Source organism: Pararhizobium capsulatum DSM 1112, assembly GCF_030814475.1.
GTDB lineage: Bacteria > Pseudomonadota > Alphaproteobacteria > Rhizobiales > Rhizobiaceae > Pararhizobium > Pararhizobium capsulatum.
Window position 1 is genome coordinate 369634 of record NZ_JAUSVF010000003.1, and the last position, 22579, is coordinate 392212.

The window sequence follows — 22579 nt, forward strand, 5'->3', positions numbered from 1 at the left end:
CGGTTAAGGTAGATTCTTGATTCAAGGAAGGCGCCCTGCTCGTCGGCTACCAATGAGGAACAATCCCGCGCCGCGCCCGTTTCCGCAGGATTCCCACGGAGTAAATCGAATGGCACCTCGCTCGTTCTGGAAGGGCTATCTCAAGCTTTCTCTCGTCAACTGCGCAGTTTCGATGGTTCCGGCGACTACCGAGAGCGAAAAGGTTCGCTTTCATACACTGAACCGCGCGACAGAAAACCGGGTAGTCAGCCGCTATGTCGACTCCGTTACGGGGCGCGAGGTCGATGAGGACGATGAGGTCAAAGGATTTGAGCGAGGCGAAAATGAGTATGTCATGCTTGAGGACGACGAAATCGACGCGGTCGCGCTGGAAAGTACCCGCACGATAAACGTCGAGACATTTGTACCCAAGGACGACATCGAGTGGATCTGGTACGACACTCCGCACTACCTCACACCATCCGATAAAGTCGGTCAGGAGGCCTTCGCTGTCATCCGCGAGGCGATGGCAAGCCGTGAGGTAGTCGGCATTTCGAAGCTTGTGATGTACCGAAGAGAGCGGGCCGTGATGCTGGAGCCCCGAGATAACGGCATCATTCTCTGGACGCTTCGATACGGCGATGAGGTGCGGGATCCTAAGGAATTCTTCAGCTCTATAAGTTCGGAGAAATCTGAGTCAGGCTATATGCAGCTTATGGAAAAGTTCATCGAGGCTCGCTCCACACCGTGGGACCCCTCGATCGTCGATGATCCTGTCCAGGACCGGATCCTCGATATGATCGCGAAACGGAAAAAAACGAAGCCAAGGAAGAAGGCTCCAGCGAAAGTGGAAACAAAGAGGCCGAGCAATGTTATCGACATAATGGACGCACTTAAGAAAAGCCTTGAAGCATCGAAGAAATAGCCGCTAGCCCGCCTTCCTTGTCGGTGTTTTCTTTTGCGGCTGTGTCGCAGATCTCTTTGCAGTCTTTGCCTTCGATTTCTTCTCGCCAGACTTCATACCGGCACTTTGGCGCAAGGCCTCCATAAGGTCGACTACCTTCGTGGGCTCCGGAACGGGTTGGGGCTTAATCTTCCTGCCTTCGATCTTGGCTTTGACGACTTCAGTCAGAGCATCCTCATATCGATCTTCGAATTTGCTGGGATCAAACTTCCCAATTTTTCCACCGATAATGTGATTGGCGAGCTCGAGCATCTCCGCTTCGATTTTCAAATTCGGAGTATCGCTGAAGGCATCCTTAGCCGAGCGGACCTCGTACTCAAAGTTTAGCGTCGATGCGACAAGGCCCCTGTCGTAGGGCCGGATAAGCAGTTTGCGGACACGTCGAAACAAAACGGTCTCTGCTATGGCTGCTACCTTTCTCTTCTTGAGACCGTTCCTGATAAGGTTGAAGACCTCGTTGCTCTGCTTATCGGCAGGCGCGAGGTAATAGGGCTTGTCGAAATAGACGTCGTCAATCTCGTCGCAACTGATAAAACTTTCGGCGTCCAGCATTTTGTCGGCGTCTGGAACGGCGGCGGCAATCTCGTCCGGCTCGAAGACGATGTAGCGACCGTTTGAATCCTCATATCCTTTTACCTGATCATCTCGCTCTACGGTCTTGCCCGTCTCGCTGTCGACAAACTCGCGTCGCACACGGTTTCCGGTCTTGCGATTGAGAGTGTGAAAGGAAATTCGCTCTGAGGTCGATGCGGCCGTGTACAGCGCAACAGCGCAGGTGAGCTCTCCGACTTTAAGGAAGCCCTTCCAATTTGCGCGTGGTGCCATTGTGCCTCTCCTTGTGTTCCTCGGAAATGCGGGCGCGCACGGTTGGTTCCGTGCTTCTCCAGCCAAGAAGCAAGCTCGGTGCCCCCCGCTTCAAAGTCAACGAAGGTCAGGCGTTTATCGATGGCCCTTCAAGCTGGCTTCATCGCCTGGGAACTTAGCAAGTTCTCAGAAGTTCGGTCTTACAGCTTCAACGAGTAACTCGATGTCTGACATTTCACGACCCATGCCTCCTCAGCCGAAACAGGAACAGAAGCCACCAGGCGAAACCAAGCTGATGAAACCTGTGCCTGACCATGGCGAAGATTCTTACAAGGGTTTCGGACGCCTTTCCGGAAAGGTGGCGCTCATCACAGGAGGAGATTCTGGCATCGGTCGTGCGGTTGCAATTGCGTTTGCGCGAGAAGGCGCAGACATCCTCATTTCCTATCTCAGTGAGCACGATGATGCCGAGGAAACAGCTCGTTGGATTGAGGCCGCGGGACAGAAAGCCATATTGGCGTCCGGCGATATCAAAAGCGAATCCTTCTGCGTCGCTTTGGTTGAGAAAGCCGTCGACGAACTCGGAGGCATCGACATCCTTGTCAACAGTGCCGCGTTACAACGCACCTACTCATCCATCGCGGATATCGACGATGCAGAATGGGATGAAACGTTCCGGACCAACATCTACGCCCCATTCTATCTGTCCAAAGCTGCGATCCCACACATGAAGCCTGGCAGTTCAATAATTAACACCACGTCGATCCAATCCCGCCAGCCATCGTCTCACCTGCTTGCCTATGCATCGACGAAAGGAGCCATATCCAACTTTACGGCGGGGCTTGCCGAAATGGTGGCGGACAAGGGAATCCGCGTTAATGCCGTAGCGCCCGGACCCATCTGGACCCCGTTAATCCCTTCCACGATGCCTTCAGACAAGACCGAATCCTTTGGAAAGCAGACGTTGATCGGACGTGCCGGCCAGCCGGCAGAACTAGCAGGTGCATATGTTCTCCTGGCCTCAAACGAAGGTAGCTACATCACCGGAGCGGTAATTCCCGTCACTGGCGGTGAGATCATGATTTAGCAGGTTGCGGAAATAGCGCTAATTTTTCTACCGATCCTCGCTAGACGGTTCGAAGACGAGCGGGGATGAGGCTTTTTCAGCGGCCTTTTCGGCCATTTTGTCGTCATCCGCCGTGTCTCGGCGGATTGCGGGCGCGATTATGCCGTCGTCAGCAGCTTTGGCAGCCTCACCAGATTATAAGCCGTCGCTGTCAGGGTGAACATCCAACCGACGCGATCCTTTCCGCGATGGCGGGTCTTGCGCATTCCGCCGCTGGTCTTGGCCCAGCCGAATACCTCTTCGATGCGTTTTCGGATGCGCTGACTGACAGCGTAGCCGGGGTGATGGGTGGTACGACCATCGATGGCTGAGCGTCGGTTCGCCGTGTTCTGAGCAACGTGTGGCGTCACCTTGATATCCCGCAAGGCGGCAACGAAGTCTGCCGTATCGTAGGCTTTGTCTGCAGCCAATGTGATGCGATGACGACCATCCATGCGGCCCACCATATCCAGTGCAGCCTCGCGCTCTGCGGTTCCTGTCGCATGGGTCAGCGTGGCGTCGACAACCAGCCCGTTGCGGTTTTCCAGGGTGACGTGGCCCATGTGGCAAAGCTTGGCCGCCTGCCCACGGGCCTTCTTGTAAAGCCTGGCATCCGGGTCGGTGGTCGACGCGTGAGTTGCGTTGCTGCGCTTCTCGCCGTGGAAATCCCGCTCAGGGTTGCGTGCCGTAGCCTTTGCGGGCTTGTTCGCGTCAGCGCCGGAGCCGTTGTTGTCATCACCGTCACCATCAGTCTCGTCCTTGGGCTTGAAGCTCTTCATGCTGGCCCAGGCTTCGATCAAGGTGCCGTCCACCGAGAAGTGCTCGTCTGACAAGAGAGCCTTAACTCGCGGCTGGCTCAGCAATGCGGCCAGGAACTTGGCGGCGATGTCGCCAGCCAGGAGTCGCTCACGGTTCTTGGTGAACACGGTGACGTCCCAGATCGGCGCGTCCATCGACAAGCCGACGAACCATCGGAACAACAGATTGTAGTCCATCTGCTCCATGAGCTGGCGCTCCGAGCGGATCGTGTAGAAAGCCTGCAACAACAGGGCGCGCAGAAGCTTCTCCGGCGGGATCGACGGGCGGCCGATCGCTGAATACATCGCCTCGAAATCAGGCGACAGAACTTCCAGTGCCTCGTCGACAATCGCGCGGATTGCCCGCAGCGGATGGCTTGTCGGAACGCGTGCTTCGCAGCTCACATAAGAAAACAGACCCGCCGTCTGGATATCACTGCCCCGCATGTCCTGCTCCTGCCGGCCAATCACTCGGGCAGGGAATCACGCCAGTCCGCTCGCAGCAAGCGCCTTTTTCCGCATCCTGTTAAACGAACGGCGGCTTATGGATTTTGGTGCCCTATCCACTTAGCGTCTGGAACGAAGGCGCGTTGCGGACCGCTGCTCAAGCCAAGATCGTCGATAAGTTTTGGCGTCGTCTTCGGACCATCTGTTCTTGGAGTGCCAATGAGAAAGCTGCAATGCGCCCGACTGGGCGACGATCGATGAATAGAGTCCTCTTCCTATGTGTTTCCTGTCCAAGGTGATCAATGCTCACCCTCCGGCTGAAATCTTCTTCGGCTTTGCGCCGAGACAGACCTATCCGTCCACGGCGGACCTTGCCTTACCGCGTGGTGGTTACATATCTGACCGAGAACGAGGAATTTTCGATGTCGCCCAGGATCATGATCGCAAGTGTGTTCGTCCTCATTTCGAGCGCGGCGATAGGCGCCGATCCAGTTGTCGGTACTTGGAAAACACAGACTGGTGAGATATCGGTCATCGATCGTTGCGGCTCGCAATACTGTATCGTCGCAAAATCAGGACAATATGCGGGCCAAAAGTTGGGGTTATTTCAGGCGGATGGAGACTCGTACAAGGGTCGGATTACTGACCCTCGAAACAAAGCGACCTACAGCGGCAAACTGACAGTGTCAGGCGACAACTTGAAACTTCAAGGCTGTGCGACGAACGTCCTTTGCAAAACGCAGACCTGGACCCGCGCTAGCCAATAATCGCTCCACGCCGAGCCGTGCTCCTGGCCCCGCAGCGAGGCATCAAGACAGTCTTCATTTCAATTTATCAAGACCACCGATTTTTGAATTGTTGTGACCCGTCACGAAACTAAATCTCCCTTTGAATCGTTATAAATACGGCTTGGACCGGCTCGGCGAAGGCTTTCGCACTCGAAATTGAGAGTTTTCCATGCCCGAAACTGTTAAGCTGATTTCCATCGGAACAGCTGTTCCTCCTCACATCATCGATCAGCATGATGCCGCCGTCGCTTCACATACGGCTTTTGCGTCTCGCTTCAGCGATTTCGATCGTCTCTCGAAAGTATTCGAGAGCGCAGGCATCAAACGCCGCTACGGGGTTCGGCCGATAGAATGGTATCTGAAAACGTCCGGTTGGCAGGACAGAAACGCGGCCTACATCGAAGGTGCCAGCGAGCTGTTCGTTGACGCGGCCGGCAAGGCCTTAGAGGCAGCAGGGCTGTCGGCTTCGCAGGTCGATGTTGTCGTCACCGTCTCATCAACCGGCATTGCCACACCCAGCCTCGATGCACGGGTAAGCAGGAGGCTCGGTTTCCGTGATGACATACTGCGGGTGCCGGTATTCGGATTGGGCTGCGCTGGTGGGGTATCCGGTTTTGCGATCGCAGCGAAGCTGGCGTCTTCAAGGCCGGGCTGCATCGTCCTGCTGGTTGCCGTCGAGACCTGCACGCTCGCTTTTCGTATGGATAAGTTGACCAAGGCAAATATCGTGGCGACCGCTCTTTTCGGTGATGGCGCCGCAGCATGTGTCATCAGCGCCATCAGCGACGGTATCGCCGAGGTCGAGATGAGTGGGCAGCACACCTGGCCTGACACGCTCGACATCATGGGTTGGAGTGTGGACCCTGAGGGCCTGGGCGTCGTCTTCGACCGCGCCATACCGCCCTTCGCCGAGACCCATATCAAGCCGACCATCAAAGCCATTCTTGCTCGATTTGGCCTACTGCTGACGGATATTGATCGCTTCGCCTGCCATCCAGGGGGCGCTAAAGTAATTGATGCCCTGGAATCGGCGCTTGATCTGGGCCAGGGAACGCTCAATCATGAACGCGAGGTCCTCTCTGACTACGGCAACATGTCCGCCCCCACGGCCCTCTTTGTCCTAGACCGCTTGATTACCGCCGGTTTGCCCGCTCGGACACTGATGACAGCTATGGGCCCGGGGTTCACGGCAAGCTGCGTCTCATTGAAGGCGGCCGCATGATCTTCTCCATCCTTCTGCTGGCAGCGGTCACGTTTGAGCGCCTCGGTGAATTATGGGTAGCGAGGCGCAATACACGTCAGCTGTTGGCAAAAGGCGCCAGGGAGGTAGCAGGAGACCACTACCCGCTGATTGTCCTCCTCCACGGACTTTGGCTTGGCGGATTGTGGATGCTTGCGTGGAATGCGCCCGTATCCTTGGTCTGGTTGGGCATTTTTGGCGGTTTGCAGCTCTTTCGATTTTGGACACTTGCAACGCTCGGACGCCGATGGACCACGCGTATCATCATCGTACCGGGAGAACAGCTCCGAGCCGCGGGACCATATCGCTTCCTGCGACACCCAAACTACGTCGTTGTAATTGGCGAAATTGCAGTCTTGCCTCTGTGTTTCGGCATGCCGCTTTACGCAATGTTATTTTCGATCGCGAACGCAATCATTCTGACCATTCGCATCAAGGCGGAAAATATCGCTCTCGCAGGGTCTCGCCGTGCCAATGCGATCGACACCGATCCCATCCAAGCTCGCCCGCACCTAGTTTGGACGGGGTTCATCGCCATGTGCCTGGGCATGTTTATGGCCATCCTCGACGTGCAGGTCGTAGCGACTTCATTGCCGACCATCCAGTCTGCGCTCGACATTGATCCGGATCAGATGAGTTGGATCCAGACGGCCTATCTCATTGCGGAGGTCATCGCGATCCCGTTGACCGGCTTCCTGACCCGGGTCCTGACCATGCGTTGGTTGTTCGTAGTTTCGCTGGTGGTCTTCGTGATTGCCTCGGCAGGATGTGCGGCGAGCGGCAGCTTTGGTCAACTCGTCGGCTGGCGCGTTCTGCAGGGCTTTGCGGGCGGTACGCTCATCCCGTCTGTCTTCTCCGCGGTGTTTCTTTTGTTCCCGGAAAACAAACAGGCACTCGCGACGACTATTGCAGGCGTCTTGGCCGTGTTGGCACCCACCGTGGGGCCAATTGTTGGAGGCTGGCTGACCGAGACCTATTCCTGGCACTGGCTTTTCCTGATCAACGTCATCCCCGGCATTCTCGCTGCTGGGGTGGCCGCAAGATCACTTCCCCGCCAGCCTATATCTCTCTCCAGACTGAGAGGCATCGATGTCGCGGGACTGGCAGCAATGTCTATTTCCCTTGTTTGCCTGGAGATTGGGCTGAAGGAAGCGCCGACGAGCGGATGGCTTTCAACCATCAGCGGCGGACTGTTTGTCGTCGCTGCAGTTTCCGCTGCTTTTTTTATATGGAGGTCGCTCCGCATTGCCTCTCCCCTGGTAGACCTGCGGAATTTTCGGGACCGAAATTTTTTGGTTGGTTCCACACTGAGCTTTGTGCTTGGCATCGGCCTATTTGGATCCGTGTATCTGATGCCTGTCTTTCTTGCCTTCGTCCGAGGACACAATGCTCTGGATATTGGCATGACGATGCTGGTGACCGGAATCGCGCAGCTCTGCACTGCCCCGATCGCTGTTGCTCTAGAAAAACGAATGGATCCGCGGTTGCTTTCCGCTGCAGGCTTCACACTCTTTGCAGTTGGAATAGGCATGAGCGCATGGCAAGATCCGGAAACAGACTTTGATGCGATGTTCTGGCCCCAGATTATCCGGGGAATTTCCATCATGTTTTGCCTCTTACCGCCAACCCGGCTGGCACTCGGCAATCTCTCGGCGGATCGTGTCCCCGATGCCAGTGGTCTCTTCAACCTTATGCGGAACCTTGGCGGTGCGCTCGGTATCGCGCTGATCGACACTATCATCTACACCCGATCAGAACCGCTCGGTCAGAAGCTCTGGAGCGGTCTTCAGCAAGGAAATCTCGACATTGCAAAATTCATCGGAGTACCGACTGCGATGGTGGTGGGCCGCAGCGGGTCTTTCGACGAACAGGCGACAGCGACGCTCGACCCACTTGTTCAAACGGCCGCGACGGTCCAGGCGCTCAACGAAGCCTGGTTAATCGTCGCGGTGATAACCGTTCTAGCTGTGCTGTGCTTACCTTTTGCGAATATCGTCCCAAAGGTGGGTTCGTAGGTGCGGCGATTCTCGCGGTGCTTCGCGGCTTTCTGACAAACTCTATTCCCTGAGACATGATGTCCTCCATTGTTGCAGCGAGGATCAGATTCGACGGCTGGCGACCGCGCCTAACGCGGCGGAGCCGAAAAGAAGCACCGCAGCCAGAAGGAAGGCGCTCCACCATCCCGCCATATCGAAGAGAATGCCCCCTGCGAAAGCTCCGCCCGCGATGCTCAACTGGATCAGGGCCACCTGGAGACCACCCGCCGCTTCGAGTTCGCCGGGCACCAGCCTTGCCATCCAGGTGTTCCATGCGACCGGTACGGGGGTCGAAAAGAAGCCCCACAAAACGAGAAGAACTGCCGTGGCCCAAGGAGAGGCTCCGAGCGCGATGAGAAGCATCGCGATCAAGGCGACCACGCCGGGCATGCCGACAAGCGCCATAGCGACAACGAAGCCGCTGAAACAACGCCAGATTTGGGCGATCCGCTTCTTCCTTGATAGGGAGGGACGCATGAGAGATCGTGCGTTGTTTGATCTCGCAATCGACAGCAAGCTTCGTGGTTGCGATCTTGTGAAAATGAAAATCGGGACACTCGTAGCGGGAACGCAAATTCGAACTCGAGCCATTGTCATCCAGCAGAAAACCGGGCGTCCGGTTCAGTTCGAAATCACTGCGGAAGTGAGGGCAAGCTTGCTTGCCTGGCTTGAACGGCGAGGTGGGACAATCGACGATTACGCTTTTCCAAGCCGCGTCGACCGCACGGATCATCTGAGTACTCGCCAGTATGCCCAATTGGTAGATGAATGGGTGACCGCAATCGGGCTCCGATGCGAAGATTATGGCACGCACTCGCTTCGCCGCACCAACGCCGCGATAATCTACAAAGCAACAGGCAATCTCGCGCGATCCAGATGCTGTTGGGGCACACCAAGATCGAAAATACGGCGACCTGACCACTGTCTGGCGATCTTGCAACTTCTGTCAACGGCGGAGCAAAAGCAGGCCAGTGCGGCGGAGTAAAACCAGGCCAGCGGCAGGGCTGTGTTGCCGACATGGAAATGGCCCCGATCGGGGCCATTTCCATGTCGGCGGCGGTGATTTCGATCAGGGTGTGAGGATTTCGCCGGTATCGGGGTCGACGGTTTGGGTGGCCTGGTTTTGCTCCGCCCCTGATGACGGATTGCGGCGGCGGGCGGCGGACTGTTTCAGCCGGTAGCTGTCACCATTCATGGTTAGGATGCTGACGTGGTGGGTCAGCCTGTCGAGCAACGCACCGGTCAGCCGCTCGGACCCTAGCACCGACGTCCAGTCCTCAAACGGCAGATTGGACGTGACGATCGTCGAGCCGCGTTCGTAGCGTTGCGAGAAGGTCTCGAACAACAGCTCCGCTCCGGTCGATGACAAGGGGACATAGCCGAGTTCATCGATGATCAGCAGTTTTACCGAAGCCAGATCGCGCTGCAGCTTGAGAAGCCGCCGCTCGTCACGCGCCTCCAGGAGCTGACTGACCAACGAGGCTGCAGTGGTGAACGTGACGGTGAAGCCTTTCTGGCAGGCGGCGAGGCCCAGAGCGAGCGCGACATGGGTCTTGCCGGTGCCACTGTTGCCGAGAGCGATGATGTTGTCGCGCCGCAGGATGTATTCGCAACGGGCAAGCTCCAGGACAAGCATCTTGTTCAAGCCGGGTATGGCCGTGAAGTCGAAGGTGTCGAAGCTTTTGACCGCCGGGAAGCGAGCCGCGCGAATGCGCCGTTCGACTGTCCGGCGTTCCCGGTCGATCAGTTCCAATTCAATCAGGCGCAACAGATAGCGGGGATGGTCGACGCCGCTCTCGGCGCATTCCCGTGCTACCTTCTCATACTCGCGCAACACCGTCGGCAGTTTTAATTGCTTGAGATGGTGGGACAGAAGGATTTGCGGGGTTCCACCCGTTGTGCCTGATGGCATCGTGTCGCTTGCTGTGCGGGTCATGCTGCCAACACCGAATAGTCTGCCGCCAAGGTAATCTTCACATCCATCTTCGGCAGATGCGGATAGGCAGCAAGATCAAGTCGGGCTGGACGACGTTCGATACGTGCCAGTGCAATCAGTTTGACCGCATCGAAGCCGGCTGCGCCCAGATGGATCGCTTCGGTCACAGCAAAGGTGACGACGTCCTTTGGCATTGCCTCCAGAAGCCGCAGCACCTGGATGAACTCACGCTTACCCCGATTGCCCATTCGCGCTTCCAGCAAATGGCGCAGATGCTGGAACACCTCCGGCAGGTCCCACCCCTGCAAGGCGGCTGCCTGGTCGCGCGCATTGGGCTTCATCTCGATCAGCGCCAGATAATGCAGCGGATTGGAGACGAATACGCCTTCGCCATAGGACCGTGGGTGGCGTGCGATCTCCTGGCCTCTACACAGGATGACGACCTCCTCGACAAAGCCCTTCACCACAATATCCTGGAAGCCGTAGGCGGTCGGCACTGAATAGTCGTTGGTGCGATAGCGCACCAACGACATTGATGAGACACGACCGGCACGCTTCTCGCAGGGTTCAAGCGGCACGGCCGGGAGGCGGCGCAGTGCCGCGGTATCGGCCACCAGACGTTCACCAATGGTCTCGGTGTGCCGACCGGCGCATTCACTCTGGCGGCCCCGACAACGGTCTTCGAGCATTGCGTTCAACGCCTCGAAGCTTGCCACCTGCGGGATCGGCACCATGAAGTTGGCACGCGAGAACTTCACCAGCCCCTCGACCTTGCCCTTGTCGTTGCCCTTGGCCGGTCGCCCGAACCGGTCCCGGAACAGGTAGTGACTGACGAGTTCGGTGAAGGCACGGGTTCGATCGCGTTTGCCGTCGCCGCAGATTTTGGCCACCGCGATCTTGAGGTTGTCGTAGAGGATCGAAAGCGGCACGCCGCCAAAGAATGCAAAGGCCGAGACATGCCCATCGAGGAATGCCTCCGTCGTCTCGCGCGGATAGGCCTTCACGAAACACGCATCCGACTGCGGGATATCCATGCAGAAGAAATGTATCTTCTGGCGCACACCGCCGATGATGGCGATCGCCTCGCCAAAGTCGACCTGTGCATGTCCCGGCGGATGCGATAGCGGCACGAACGTCTCTCGACCCTTGGATCGGCAAATCCTGACGTAGTCCTTCACCACCGTGTAGCCACCGCCAAAGCCATGTTCGTCACGCAACCGTTCGAATATCCGCTTGGCACTGTGTCGTTGCTTCACCGGCCCGGCCTGATCCGACTGCAAAATCTCATCGATGACTGGAAGCAAACATTCCAAGCTTTGGCTTGCCTACAGGCTTCGTGCGCGTATAGCCCGGTGGAAGCGAGAATCGGCACATCTTCGAAACCGTCTCACGGCTTAAACCGAAGACCCGAGAGGCCTCGCGGCGGCTGTGACCCTCAACGAAAACAAACCGGCGAACGGCGGCGTAACTCTCCACGACAAACATCCCCGGCCGCCCTCAAAAAGAGGACAGCCTACCACTGGCTGGATTTTACTCCGCCCCGCCAGGCAATATGCCGGCGTTCACTGGTAGACTTTGTCACCGCCCTGCCCAAACTTCGCCTTCCCGTCCGCCGCATCGAAAGCCTGGTTGAGTTCGCAGTCGCCCCAATCTCTCTTCCTGACCGCCGACCCGCTCCTACCTGCAAACGACGTTGGTGAAAATCATGCGTCTTCCCCCCATTACTTCCTATAACGGCGTTTGCAGGGGAATCGGTGTTCGGGAGCGTGAATTCGAGATCGGGGGCATGCATGCCATGGGCCACTGAAGTCGAACAGCAATCACGCCGGGAAATCCGGGAATGACCAAAAGACAGACAGCGGCAGCGCGAACAGGTTTCGCCCAAAGCTCAGCACCCTGTCTCCCATATAGATGACGACGCCGATGACGGTCCAGCTTCTGCCCGGGCCCTCATCTTGAAACCACTGCAAGTGCTGAAAGTCACTTGCATCGACAGTGGTGGACGTCTTCATCTCGAAGCCCACAAGTGTTCTGTCCGCTTCAGCAACAATATCGATCTCGCGTCCCCTTTGATGTCGCCAATGATAGAGGCGCCAATCACGCTTCTGATAGGGAAGAGATTTCCAAAGCTCGTTATGCACGAAATTTTCGAACAGTCCGCCGAGTGCTGTCGGGTTCGCATCGATGTTGAAGGTTTCGGTGCTCATACTTCTCAAGGCAGCCACCAGCCCGGTATCGACGAGGTGTATCTTGGGCTGGCGAATGTCACGCCCGTTCTCACCAGAGGTCCAGGCCGGCAGCCTCTTCAGGAGGGAGAGTTTGGTCAGGATATCGAGATAGGTTTCTGTCGTATTCCGTTGAATGCCGATCTTCCCGCCAAGGTCGTCTACGTTCAGCTCATTTCCGACGCGGACCGCCAGTTGCTCGATCATTCGCCGCATCGCGTCTGATTTTCGGATCTTGAGAATAGAGGCAACGTCACGTTCGACAACGCTGTCCACATAGTCCCGATACCGGCGGCGTCGGCGATGGTCTCCCAGGCTTCGTATTTCAGGAAAACCTCCAGCGAGTATCAACTCGATGTACTGCGCCCTGGACACGACCTCCGCCTTCGGCAACTCTGTTGGATCAGGCCCGCCGTCAGCCGATGCCCAGTCAAGTATTCTTGCAGGCCCCATACGCTTCGTTTCCGCAACGCTCATGGGAAGCATTGTCATGGTTTGAACTCTGCCCGCCAATGAGTCCGCCACATGCGAGGACGTGAATATGTTGGAAGAGCCAGTCAGGACGAACTGACCCATCTTGCGGTTCTCGTCCACGGTCCTCTTCAAGGCCAAAGCGAGATTGGTCGATCGTTGGGCTTCATCGATGATAAGGGGACCGGCTTGTACTTCAGCTATCAAGGCATCCAGTTGTCCCTTTGGATCGGCATCGAGTGCTGCAAGGATACCCGGGTCATCCAACGTGATGAATTTGCCAATGGTCATCAGGTCTCGGACAAGTGTCGTTTTTCCGACCTGCCGAGGGCCGATAATGTTCACGACGCGTGCCGACGCAAGCGCGTCCTTCAGTTCCGTCTCCAAATGACGCGGCAGCAGCGGGTCGTTCATCGTAACTCACTCCGAATTTATAGAAGAACGAGTACCTTGCCGACGGAGAAAGTGTCAATAGAGAGCTGGGGAAAGCTTCAATAGATATCCGGGGAAAGTTTCATTAGGGTTTGACAGATGCCTGGTTTAGCTGCCATTCGTCTGCCTACCTTAGGCGGAAATCACGTCCGCAGAGGGCTGGGGCAACACAGGAAGTTCATGCTGCATACTGATATCGTACATCATTGGCGGAAGGCCCGGCAGCAACTTGCCACAGACGTAAACAATTATAGTCATGGTTCGCAAATATCGCTCTGCCAGGCTAGTGCGGGTCGGCTGCTGGCGGACGCTCAGAACTAGTTTCGTCTCACAGATGCCGTGTCTGATGACAGTATCTATCGCTTTCAGCAGTCATCCAAAGACAGCAATGACAAGCAACTGACGATCTCCAGGAACGGCCGCTCGAAGATGACGCAAGGTTGGCAAGGCATATCAACCCAGCACAGCTTGCCAAGACGTGCCGAAACCTTTTTGCGCCTTGCCGACACATCAGCTCAAAGCATCTCAATTTAACCTGACCCGATTCCGAACACGAAAACCGCGATTCTGAGCACGGTATTGTCGAGTCCAATCTGCGATGTTGCGATTCCGCTGCAAACGACGTGACGTTGGGGAGAGCCTCGAACATGCGGACGCAGACGATGTCGACGCCACGACGGAGTAGGGCGCTTGATGAGCCGTTAACAGGTCCTGGTTATCACAGGCATCGAACGACGTTCCGGATTGTCAACATTGCCATGACCCGGGGTGTTGTTTGCAGCGCCAGCGATGACGGAGCCCAAACTCATGCCCACGAAATCAAAGAGCCAGCGCAACGCCGAGCAGCGGCTCCGGCAGAAGAGCGTTCGGAAAAAAGCGAAGGAGACACGCAGGCCCTCACGGGACGATATCGCCCGCATGTTCCTGTGGCAGGTGATCTCGGATGCATTGAAAGACGCGATGACGGGCGTCAGCTCATAGCCAAGATGGCCGACAAGATCGTTGATGGCCTGGTGGGCCAGGGTTTTGATGATCGGGAAAGCTACGACGTGTTCGATGACCTGGTGCGCAAATACTCTGATGGCCTGTTTCCGTTCCGGCCAAAACGCCATCTCGGCGACGCACAGGGACCGGCGACCTGACCACTGTCTGGCGATCTTGCAACTTCGCCTTCCCGTCCGCCACATCGAAAGCCTGGTTGAGTTCCCAGTCGCCCAATCCCTCTTCCTGACCGCCGACCCGCTCCTACCTGCAAACGACGTTGGTGAAAATCATGCGTCTTCCCCCCATTACTTCCTATAACGGCGTTTGCAGGGGAATCGGTTTTCGGGAGATTGAATTTCAGATCGGGGGCAGCCCTACCCAGAGGCTAGCCGCGGAAGCCCCCTCGGGATAGCTGCCTTATTGGGTCAACACTCCCGGACCGCGACTGAGGATACAGGCACTGAGTTTTGTGAATCCAACGAGCTCAATCGATTCAGAACTGTGATGGATTGCCGTCCAGATGGAGGGCCTCGATGAAAGTCGGGGTCCTAAAGGGGATGATTCGATTGGCGATATGCGTAGCTCCTAAACTTACTTCACGACGCCTGAACGGCCAGTGTTACCGCACGCAAGGCGTGTCTTTTCCGCAACTGTCGTTGCGGAAAGCATCCCAGAATGGTCAGCCCGTGGAAGTTTGCGGCTGAAGACAAGATATCTGGGCTTTCCAGCAGAAGCGAATGTCGAAAAGGTGCACTATGCTGGTCTGGAGGGGGCATCGATGCATTGCATTCTAAGGGTTATCACGGTTGTGATACCTATCGCCGCCGGCACCCTCGCGATACCTGCTGCGGCCGCAGACATTGATTCCGCGATTGCACCCACATCAACCTGGTCCGGCTGCTATATCGGTGCCAACACCGGCTATATGCGCGCGGACGCAGACGCGACGGACATGCCGTTCCGTGAAGGCCCATTCGCCGGTTCGGGCAGCGCCTGGAATGACCCCGCCTATGAAACGATCGGCATGGCCGGCAACGGGCTGACAGGTGGCGTCGAGACCGGGTGCGATCAGCAGTTCGATCTGGGCGACAAAACTTTCGTGGTCGGGGGGGTCCTCGATTTCTCGCTGATGAACCTCGGCGCGACCGGGACTTCGGCAATCCAGAGCGATACCCATACAAGCTTCGACATGGACTGGGCGGCAAGCGCGCGGTTGCGCGCTGGTGTAACGGCGTCCGATGTCCTGTTCTACGTCACCGGCGGCGTGGCGTTTGCCGATATCAATGTGCGCGCCTTTGACAGGCACGAAGTCCCGACGCAGGGGCTGATGGACGTGTCGGGCGGAGGTACGGAAACCGGTTGGGTGGCAGGCGGCGGTGTCGAATGGCGCTTCCAGCCGAACTGGTCGGTCGGCCTGGAATATCTGCATTACGATTTCGGCTCGGTGACTGCCACGGGCGCGGCCATTGAACCAGTGGGCGCGTTCCCACGATTTGAGAGCGATATTGACGCCGATGTCATCCGCGTCGGACTGAAATGGCGGATGTAAGTACCCGCCGCTGACTGACGGGACCGCCTGACGAGCCCCGTGAAAGTCGAGCGCCGATGAACATTTGGCTTCGCTGGACATGATGTCCGAAAATTCAGGCTGAACAACGAAGGTTTCGACCGGCAACCACCGGGCGACCATCCGGCGCAAACACTTTTTTGGGGGAACCATGACCGAAACTGCCGTTACACCCGCTATTGCAATAGAGATCGGAAGCCACCGCCAGGTGGTGTTCATCGACGCAGGTCTCGCCGATACGCGGGCCCTGGCAGCAGGGGTGCCTCCGGGAGCCGAAATCGTCTGGGTCGGCCAGGCTGCGCCTGCCATTGCGCAGATGGCCGGCTGGGCGGTGGGCAAGTGGGGTTATGAGGCAATCCACATTCTCTCCCACGGCGAAGCCGGTGTGCTTCTGCTCGGTAACGCGCGGATCGATGCGGCGGCGCTGAGGGCTCACCGCACCGAACTTGCCACCTTGGGCAAAGCGCTCTGCGCTTCCGGCGACATCCTGCTCTATGGCTGCGATGTGGCGACCGGCTCGAAGGGAGCGAGGTTCGTTGACCTGATGGCTCTATATTCGGGCGCCGATGTCGCAGCGTCAGTCGACGCGACCGGTGCGGCGGATCTGGGAGGCAACTGGACCCTTGCATATCGGACAGGCCCTATCGATACACCCACCCTGGGTGCCGACGGTTCGATTGCCTATGGCGGGCTGCTGGCGGCCCCAGTTTCGGAAAATTTCGATGGCGTGGCTGTCGATGGATTCGGATGGAGCCAGAGCACCCAGGGCCAGCCCAGGACAATCAACGGCTGGACGTTTAACCTGCTGGATGGGGTCGGGAACACCGACCCCACGGGTACGGTCGATATCACCTACCTCACCGATCAAACGTCGCTGGCGAACGGCAGTACCGACAAGGCGGCCTATATCAACAGTTATTTTGCCGCCGGAACCGGAACAGACGCGGCAGCGGTGTTTCAGGCAAAGGATGGCGATGCATTCTCCTTCACATCGGTTCGGGTCGAAGTCGGCGGCTCTAACGGGAGCGACTACCGTCTGGTCGGGTATCTCGATGGTGTGGCGGTTGCTGGCGCATCGCAGGATTTCGTTGCCGGTGCGTTTGGGTCGGGGGGCACGCTGGTCAGCGTGACAGATCCCGCGTGGCGATTTGTGGATGAGGTTCGCATCGTCCGCCAGAACGGCGAAGTCGACATTTCCGTCTTCATCGACGACATCGTCGCAACCGCGGCGGATACGACGCCTCCGACGGCCTCGATCGTTGTTGCCGACAGCGCACTGGCAATTGGCGAAACCGCGCTTGTGACCATCACTTTCAGCGAAGCCGTGACCGGCTTCAGCAACGCCGATCTGACGGCCACCAACGGCACATTGAGCGCGGTCAGTTCAGCCGACGGCGGCATCACCTGGACGGCGACGCTCACGCCAAGCGCCAGCATCACCGACACGACCAACCTCATCACGCTGGACAATACCGGCGTTCAGGATGGGGCGGGCAATGCCGGAACGGGAATCACCACCTCCAACAACTACGCCGTCGACACCCAGCGTCCGACCGCTACCATCGTCGTTGCCGACAGCGCGCTGGCAATTGGCGAAACCGCGCTGGTGACCATCACTTTCAGCGAGGCCGTGACGGGCTTCACCAGCGCCGATCTCTCGGTTGCCAACGGCACAGTGGGCTCGGTCAGTTCGGCCGACGGCGGCATCACCTGGACGGCGACACTCACGCCCACCGCCAGCATCACCGACGCGACCAACCTTATTACGCTGGACAATACTGGCGTTGCGAATGCCGCAGGCAATACCGGAACTGGAACCACCTCCTCCAACAACTTCGCTATCGACACGGCCCGTCCGACGGCCTCGATCGTCGTTGCCGACAGCGCACTGGCAATTGGCGAAACCTCACTGGTGACCATCACCTTCAGCGAGGCCGTGACCGGCTTCAGCAACGCCGATCTGACGGCCACCAACGGCACATTGAGCGCGGTCAGTTCAGCCGACGGCGGCATCACCTGGACGGCGACGTTCACGCCCACCGCCAGCATCACCGACGCGACCAACCTCATCACGCTGGACGATACCGGTGTTCAAGACGGGGCGGGCAATACCGGCAGCGGCACCACCTCCTCCAACAACTACGCCGTCGACACGACCCGTCCGACGGCTTCCATCGTCGTCGCCGACAGCGCACTGGCGATTGGCGAAACCGCGCTTGTGACCATCACTTTCAGCGAGGCCGTGACGGGCTTCACCAGCGCCGATCTCTCGGTTGCCAACGGCACAGTGGGCTCGGTCAGTTCAGCCGACGGCGGCATCACCTGGACGGCGACGTTCACGCCCACCGCCAGCATCACCGACACGACCAACCTCATCACGCTGGCCAATACCGGTGTGGCAGATTTGGCCGGCAATGCCGGAACGGGAACCACCACCTCCAACAACTACGCCGTCGACAGCCAGCGTCCGACCGCTACCATCTTTGTCAGCGATACCGCCTTGCTTGCTGGTGAGACCGCGCTGATGACCGTCACCTTCAGCGAGGCCGTGACCGGCTTCACCAGCGCCGATCTGACGGTTGCCAACGGCACAGTGGGCTCGATCAGTTCGGCCGACGGCGGCATCACCTGGACGGCGACGTTCACGCCCACCGCCAGCGTCACCGACACGACCAACCTCATCACGCTGGACAATACCGGTGTGGCAGATTTGGCCGGCAATGCCGGAACGGGAACCACCAATTCCAACAACTACACCATCGACACCCAGCGTCCGACGGCCTCGATCGTCGTTGCCGACAGTGCGCTGGCAATTGGCGAAACCGCGCTGGTGACCATCACCTTCAGCGAAGCCGTAACCGGCTTCACCAACGCCGATCTCGCGGTTGTCAACGGCACATTGGGCGCTGTCGCTTCCTTCGACGGCGGGATCACCTGGACGGCGACATTCACACCCAGCGCAAGTATCACCGACGCGACCAACCTCATCACGCTGGACAATACCGGCGTTGCGAATGCCGCAGGCAATACCGGAACTGGAACCACCTCCTCCAACAACTACGCCGTCGACACGACCCGTCCGACGGCTTCCATCGTCGTTGCCGACAGTGCACTGGCGATTGGCGAAACCTCGCTTGTGACTATCACCTTCAGCGAAGCCGTGACGGGCTTCACCAGCGCCGATCTGACGGTTGCCAACGGCACAGTGGGCTCGGTCAGTTCGGCCGACGGCGGCATCACCTGGACGGCGACGTTCACGCCCACCGCCAGCATCACCGACACGACCAACCTCATCACGCTGGACAATACCGGCGTTCAGGATGGGGCGGGCAATACCGGTAGCGGCACCACCACCTCCAACAACTACGCCGTCGACAGCCAGCGTCCGACCGCTACCATCGTTGTCAGCGATACCGCCTTGCTTGCTGGTGAGACCGCGCTGGTGACCGTCACCTTCAGCGAGGCCGTGACCGGCTTCACCAGCGCCGATCTGACGGTTGCCAACGGCACAGTGGGCTCGATCAGTTCGGCCGACGGCGGCATCACCTGGACGGCGACGTTCACGCCCACCGCCAGCGTCACCGACACGACCAACCTCATCACGCTGGACAATACCGGCGTTCAGGATGGGGCAGGCAATGCCGGAACGGGAACCACCACCTCCAACAACTACGCCGTCGACACCCAGCGTCCGACCGCTACCATCGTTGTCAGCGATACCGCCTTGCTTGCAGGTGAGACCGCGCTGGTAACCGTCACCTTCAGCGAGGCCGTGACCGGCTTCACCAGCGCCGATCTCTCGGTTGCCAACGGCACAGTGGGCCCGGTCAGTTCGGCCGACGGCGGGATCACCTGGACGGCGACACTCACGCCCACCGCCAGCATCACCGACGCGACCAACCTTATTACGCTGGACAATACTGGCGTTGCGCATGCCGCAGGCAATACCGGAACTGGAACCACCTCCTCCAACAACTTCGCTATCGACACGGCCCGTCCGACGGCCTCGATCGTCGTTGCCGACAGCGCACTGGCAATTGGCGAAACCTCACTGGTGACCATCACCTTCAGCGAGGCCGTGACCGGCTTCAGCAACGCCGATCTGACGGCCACCAACGGCACATTGAGCGCGGTCAGTTCAGCCGACGGCGGCATCACCTGGACGGCGACGCTCACGCCAAGCGCCAGCATCACCGACACGACCAACCTCATCACGCTGGACAATACCGGCGTTCAGGATGGGGCGGGCAATGCCGGAACGGGAACCACCACCTCCAACAACTACGCCGTCGACACCCAGCGTCCGACCGCTACCATCGTCGTTGCCGACGGCGCGCTGGCAATTGGCGAAACCTCGCTGGTGACCATCACCTTCAACGAAGCCGTAACCGGCTTCACCAACGCCGATCTCTCGGTTGCCAACGGCATATTGGGCGCTGTCGGTTCGTCCGACGGCGGGATCACCTGGACTGCGACATTCACGCCCAGCGCAAGTATCACCGACGCGACCAACCTCATCACGCTGGCCAATACCGGTGTGGCAGATTTGGCCGGCAATGCCGGAACGGGAACCACCAGTTCCAACAACTACACCATCGACACCCAGCGTCCGACGGCCTCGATCGTCGTTGCCGACAGTGCGCTGGCAATTGGCGAAACCTCGCTGGTGACCATCACCTTCAGCGAGGCCGTGACGGGCTTCAGCAATGCCGATCTGACGGTTGCCAACGGCACAGTGGGCTCGGTCAGTTCGTCCGACGGCGGGATCACCTGGACGGCGACACTCACGCCCGCCAGCAACGTCAACGACATGAGCAATCTCATCAAGCTGAACAATAGTGGCGTGCAGGATGGGGCGGGCAATACCGGCAGCGGCACCACCACCTCCAACAACTACGCCGTCGACAGCCAGCGTCCGACGGCCTCCATCGTCGTCGCCGACAGCGCACTGGCGATTGGCGAAACCGCGCTTGTGACTATCACCTTCAGCGAAGCCGTGACGGGCTTCAGCAACGCCGATCTGACGGTTGCCAACGGCACAGTGGACGCTGTCGGTTCGTCCGACGGCGGGATCACCTGGACGGCGACGCTCACGCCGAGCGCCCGCATCACCGACAGAACCAACCTCATCACGCTGGACAATACGGGCGTTCAGGATGGGGCGGGCAATGCCGGAACGGGAACCACCACCTCCAACAACTACGCTGTCGATCAACGCGCGCCGGGCATTTCGTCGATCCTTCGCGTTGGGGGCGAAAAAACCAATGCCAGCAGCGTTCAATTCACCGTGACCTTCACCGAAGCCGTATCCCGCGTGGATGCTTCCGACTTCTCGCTCGCCACCACCGGCACGACGGCCGGCAGGATTACAGGCGTCACGCGGATCGATGGGAGCACCTATGCCGTCACCGTCGACAATCTTGCCGGCAATGGCACCGTGCGGCTCGATCTCAAGGCGACTGGCACTGCCATCGCGGATGCAACCGGAAACGCCATCTCCGCCGGATATGGCGCAGGACAGAGCTATCAGGTCGATCACACCGCCCCTGCTGTCACGTCAGTCGCAGTGCCGCGCAACGCGACCTACAAGACCGGCCAGGCCCTCGAATTCATCGTCAAGCTGAACAGTGCGGCAATGGTGGACACAAGTGGTGGAACCCCGAAAATTGCCGTAAAGCTGGATAATGGTCTCACCGCCTACGCAGACTATGAGAGCGGCAGCGGGACGTCGGCCCTGGTGTTCCACTTGCCCGTGATTGCAAGTCAGAAGGACCTGACCGGAATCGTTCTTGGAGACGCCATAGTGCTCGGCGGCGGCACGATCCGCGATCTGTTCGGCAATAATCTGGTGCCCAAGCTGAACGGTATCCCATCGACGTCGGGGATCCTGATCGGCAATGACGCGCCTACCCTCAACGTGACACAGACCCTCAAGGCTTTGCCTGAGAATGCCTCGACGACGGTCGGCCTCAAGGTGGCAAGCCTCGCCATTATCGACGCGGACGGCGGCGGCAACACGCTGTCGCTGGCGGGCGCGGATGCGAAACTGTTCGAGATCAAGAATGGCGCATTGTGGCTGAAGGCCGGCACCAAACTCGATTTCGAGACTAATCCAGTTCTCGATGTTAGCGTGCGGCTCGATGATCCGACGATTGGCACGAGTTTCGAGACCTCCAAAGCGCTCAAGCTTAACATCACCGACGTAATTGAGACGGTGTCGGGCACGTCAGGGAGCAATACGCTGACGGGCACGGGAGGCCACGACATTCTCGACGGCAAGGATGGCAACGATATTCTCAAAGGAGGCGCCGGCAATGACAGGCTCATCGGCGGCACCGGCGTCGATAAGCTCTACGGCGGGGCGGGTAGTGATGTATTCGTGTTCATGACTCCACAGGATTCCGCCCCCGGCTTCACGGGCTTTGTTAACAACGGCTCGTTGAGCCAGCTCTCAGGCGCGGACAAACGCGACATCGTCGCCGATTTTGTGCGTGGGGAGGACCGGCTCGATCTGTCGAAGATTGACGCCAACATCAAGGTCGTCGGCGACCAGAGCTTCGTCTGGAATGGAACGGGGAATTTTTCGGGGAAGTCGGGTGAGCTGATCTACCGCACCTTCGACGTTGCCGGAACAGCCGAGGACAAGACAATCGTCTATGGCGACGTCAACCTCGATGGCCGCGCCGATTTTCAGATCGAACTGACCGGCATCCTTCATCTTGCCAAGGGGGATTTTATTCTCTGAAGCGGCTTACGGGCATCTTTCCTCGCCCCACCAGCGGACGCTGCGAAACAAGATCACGT

General features: G+C 58.5%; 12 protein-coding genes and 3 pseudogenes. 9 read left to right on the plus strand and 6 right to left on the minus strand.

Annotation, left to right across the window (positions count from 1 at the left end):
- Positions 1 to 109: 109 nt before the first annotated feature.
- Positions 110 to 904 carry a non-homologous end joining protein Ku gene (ku, locus tag QO002_RS26970; RefSeq protein ID WP_307235773.1) on the plus strand — a complete coding sequence of 265 codons (795 nt, stop codon included), beginning with the start codon at positions 110 to 112 and terminating at the stop codon, positions 902 to 904.
- Between the two features lie 3 nt (positions 905 to 907).
- On the opposite strand, the gene ku (QO002_RS26975) is transcribed toward ku (QO002_RS26970), so the two are convergent.
- Entirely contained in the window at positions 908 to 1768 is an 861-nt protein-coding gene (gene ku, locus QO002_RS26975; RefSeq protein ID WP_307235775.1) for a non-homologous end joining protein Ku, read from the minus strand.
- Positions 1769 to 1970: 202 nt separating this feature from the next.
- Between ku (QO002_RS26975) and QO002_RS26980 the strand changes: the two genes are divergently transcribed.
- Positions 1971 to 2834 (plus strand): SDR family oxidoreductase, encoded by an 864-nt coding sequence (locus tag QO002_RS26980; RefSeq protein WP_307235777.1) that lies wholly within the window; start codon positions 1971 to 1973, stop codon positions 2832 to 2834.
- Positions 2835 to 2971: 137 nt separating this feature from the next.
- Here QO002_RS26980 and QO002_RS26985 read toward each other — a convergent pair whose 3' ends face one another.
- The gene (locus QO002_RS26985) at positions 2972 to 4096 is read right to left on the minus strand and encodes an IS5 family transposase (protein WP_307228028.1); all 1125 of its coding nucleotides are present in this window, start codon (positions 4094 to 4096) and stop codon (positions 2972 to 2974) included.
- Positions 4097 to 4533: 437 nt separating this feature from the next.
- On the opposite strand from QO002_RS26985, the gene QO002_RS26990 reads away from it, so the two are divergent.
- The 3 genes from QO002_RS26990 to QO002_RS27000 all read left to right on the plus strand — a co-directional run bounded on the left by QO002_RS26990 (position 4534) and on the right by QO002_RS27000 (position 8139).
- Positions 4534 to 4863, plus strand: a complete 330-nt coding sequence (locus QO002_RS26990; RefSeq protein WP_307236276.1) for a DUF2147 domain-containing protein — start codon at positions 4534 to 4536, stop codon at positions 4861 to 4863.
- Between the two features lie 190 nt (positions 4864 to 5053).
- Positions 5054 to 6106 carry a type III polyketide synthase gene (locus QO002_RS26995; RefSeq protein WP_307235779.1) on the plus strand — a complete coding sequence of 351 codons (1053 nt, stop codon included), beginning with the start codon at positions 5054 to 5056 and terminating at the stop codon, positions 6104 to 6106.
- Between the two features lie 167 nt (positions 6107 to 6273).
- Complete coding sequence (locus QO002_RS27000) at positions 6274 to 8139, plus strand: DHA2 family efflux MFS transporter permease subunit (RefSeq protein ID WP_307236278.1); 1866 nt, start codon at positions 6274 to 6276, stop codon at positions 8137 to 8139.
- An 84-nt stretch (positions 8140 to 8223) separates the two neighbouring features.
- Here the strand turns inward: QO002_RS27000 and QO002_RS27005 are convergent.
- Positions 8224 to 8580 (minus strand): annotated as a pseudogene (locus QO002_RS27005) (MFS transporter); the annotation flags it as partial.
- Here QO002_RS27005 and QO002_RS27010 point away from each other — a divergent pair.
- A pseudogene (locus tag QO002_RS27010) lies at positions 8549 to 9078 on the plus strand (tyrosine-type recombinase/integrase). The pseudogenes QO002_RS27005 and QO002_RS27010 sit on opposite strands and share 32 nt — an antisense overlap.
- A 151-nt stretch (positions 9079 to 9229) precedes the next feature.
- Here the strand turns inward: QO002_RS27010 and istB are convergent.
- From istB to QO002_RS27025, 3 genes and pseudogenes are all read right to left on the minus strand, one after another.
- Positions 9230 to 10096: an IS21-like element helper ATPase IstB gene (istB, locus tag QO002_RS27015; protein ID WP_307225648.1), complete on the minus strand. Its 867-nt coding sequence runs from the start codon at positions 10094 to 10096 to the stop codon at positions 9230 to 9232.
- A pseudogene (gene istA, locus QO002_RS27020) lies at positions 10093 to 11581 on the minus strand (IS21 family transposase). Before istA ends, istB begins: the two are co-directional and overlap by 4 nt.
- Before the next feature lie 335 nt (positions 11582 to 11916).
- On the minus strand, positions 11917 to 13206 hold the full coding sequence (locus QO002_RS27025) for an ATP-binding protein (RefSeq protein ID WP_307235781.1): 1290 nt from the start codon (positions 13204 to 13206) through the stop codon (positions 11917 to 11919).
- A gap of 665 nt (positions 13207 to 13871) precedes the next feature.
- Between QO002_RS27025 and QO002_RS27030 the strand changes: the two genes are divergently transcribed.
- The 3 genes from QO002_RS27030 to QO002_RS27040 all read left to right on the plus strand — a co-directional run bounded on the left by QO002_RS27030 (position 13872) and on the right by QO002_RS27040 (position 22520).
- The gene (locus tag QO002_RS27030) at positions 13872 to 14366 is read left to right on the plus strand and encodes a hypothetical protein (protein ID WP_307235783.1); all 495 of its coding nucleotides are present in this window, start codon (positions 13872 to 13874) and stop codon (positions 14364 to 14366) included.
- 620 nt (positions 14367 to 14986) lie between these two features.
- Positions 14987 to 15757 carry an outer membrane protein gene (locus QO002_RS27035; protein WP_307235785.1) on the plus strand — a complete coding sequence of 257 codons (771 nt, stop codon included), beginning with the start codon at positions 14987 to 14989 and terminating at the stop codon, positions 15755 to 15757.
- A 169-nt stretch (positions 15758 to 15926) separates the two neighbouring features.
- Positions 15927 to 22520: an Ig-like domain-containing protein gene (locus QO002_RS27040; RefSeq protein WP_307235787.1), complete on the plus strand. Its 6594-nt coding sequence runs from the start codon at positions 15927 to 15929 to the stop codon at positions 22518 to 22520.
- Positions 22521 to 22579 lie beyond the last annotated feature (59 nt).

Coding starts and splice junctions, on each gene's coding strand:
- QO002_RS27030 (WP_307235783.1), top strand. CDS start 13,872: ATGCGGACGCAGACGATGTCGACGCCACGACGGAGTAGGGCGCTTGAT.
- istB (WP_307225648.1), bottom strand. CDS start 10,096: ATGACCCGCACAGCAAGCGACACGATGCCATCAGGCACAACGGGTGGA.
- QO002_RS26995 (WP_307235779.1), top strand. CDS start 5,054: ATGCCCGAAACTGTTAAGCTGATTTCCATCGGAACAGCTGTTCCTCCT.
- ku (WP_307235775.1), bottom strand. CDS start 1,768: ATGGCACCACGCGCAAATTGGAAGGGCTTCCTTAAAGTCGGAGAGCTC.
- QO002_RS27000 (WP_307236278.1), top strand. CDS start 6,274: ATGCTTGCGTGGAATGCGCCCGTATCCTTGGTCTGGTTGGGCATTTTT.
- QO002_RS26990 (WP_307236276.1), top strand. CDS start 4,534: ATGATCGCAAGTGTGTTCGTCCTCATTTCGAGCGCGGCGATAGGCGCC.
- ku (WP_307235773.1), top strand. CDS start 110: ATGGCACCTCGCTCGTTCTGGAAGGGCTATCTCAAGCTTTCTCTCGTC.
- QO002_RS26985 (WP_307228028.1), bottom strand. CDS start 4,096: ATGCGGGGCAGTGATATCCAGACGGCGGGTCTGTTTTCTTATGTGAGC.
- QO002_RS27025 (WP_307235781.1), bottom strand. CDS start 13,206: ATGAACGACCCGCTGCTGCCGCGTCATTTGGAGACGGAACTGAAGGAC.
- QO002_RS27035 (WP_307235785.1), top strand. CDS start 14,987: ATGCATTGCATTCTAAGGGTTATCACGGTTGTGATACCTATCGCCGCC.
- QO002_RS27040 (WP_307235787.1), top strand. CDS start 15,927: ATGACCGAAACTGCCGTTACACCCGCTATTGCAATAGAGATCGGAAGC.
- QO002_RS26980 (WP_307235777.1), top strand. CDS start 1,971: ATGTCTGACATTTCACGACCCATGCCTCCTCAGCCGAAACAGGAACAG.